A 767-nucleotide genomic window follows, 5' to 3' on the forward strand; every position below is an offset into this window, starting at 1 on the left:
ACGAACACGCCGTGTCGACGGCGACCGCCGGGCCGCGCAGCCCCAACAGGTAGGAGATGCGGCCCACCGCCGCGCTGTGCGGGTTCCCGGTGCTCATGTATGCGTCGATCTCGGCGCGCCGCTCGAGGTTGAGGATCGTGTAGTCCCATGCCGAGATGCCCATCAGCGCGGCGGTGGGCCGCATCTCCTACCTGTTGGGGCTGCGCGGCCCGGCGGTCGCCGTCGACACGGCGTGTTCGTCGTCGTTGGTGGCGATCCACCTGGCCTGCCAAAGCCTGCGGCTGCGCGAGAGCGACGTCGCCCTCGCGGGCGGGGTGCACCTCTCCCTGTCGCCGTTCACCAGCATCGCGCTGTCAAAATGGTCCGCTTTGTCACCGACGGGCCGCTGCAAGACCTTCGACGCCCTGGCCGACGGGTTCGTGCGCAGCGAGGGCTGCGGGGTGGTGGTGCTCAAGCGGCTGTCCGACGCCACCCGCGACGGCGATCGTGTGCTCGCCGTGGTGCGCGGGTCGGCCATCAACTCCGACGGCCGGTCCAACGGCATGACGGCGCCCAATGCGGCGGCCCAGCGCGACGTGATCACCACCGCGCTGCGGCAGGCCGACGCCACGCCGGACAGCGTCAACTACGTCGAAACCCACGGAACCGGAACGATACTGGGTGACCCCATCGAGTTCGAGGCGCTGGCGGCCACCTACGGACGCGGCGAGGGCGGCTGCGCGCTGGGATCGGTCAAGACCAACCTCGGGCACCTGGAGGCGGCCGCG

1 protein-coding gene and 1 pseudogene are annotated in these 767 nt (G+C 70.9%); one reads left to right on the top strand and one right to left on the bottom strand.

All coding sequences use genetic code 11. The features are described from left to right. A partial coding sequence (locus A9X05_RS29670; protein ID WP_368664928.1) for a beta-ketoacyl synthase N-terminal-like domain-containing protein occupies positions 1-184 on the bottom strand: 184 nt, incomplete at its 3' end. Here A9X05_RS29670 and A9X05_RS13160 point away from each other — a divergent pair. After that, positions 168-767, top strand: a pseudogene (locus tag A9X05_RS13160) (polyketide synthase); the annotation flags it as partial. The gene A9X05_RS29670 and the pseudogene A9X05_RS13160 overlap by 17 nt on opposite strands.

This window comes from Mycobacterium sp. E3298 (assembly GCF_001666895.1).
In the GTDB taxonomy this organism is placed as follows: domain Bacteria; phylum Actinomycetota; class Actinomycetes; order Mycobacteriales; family Mycobacteriaceae; genus Mycobacterium.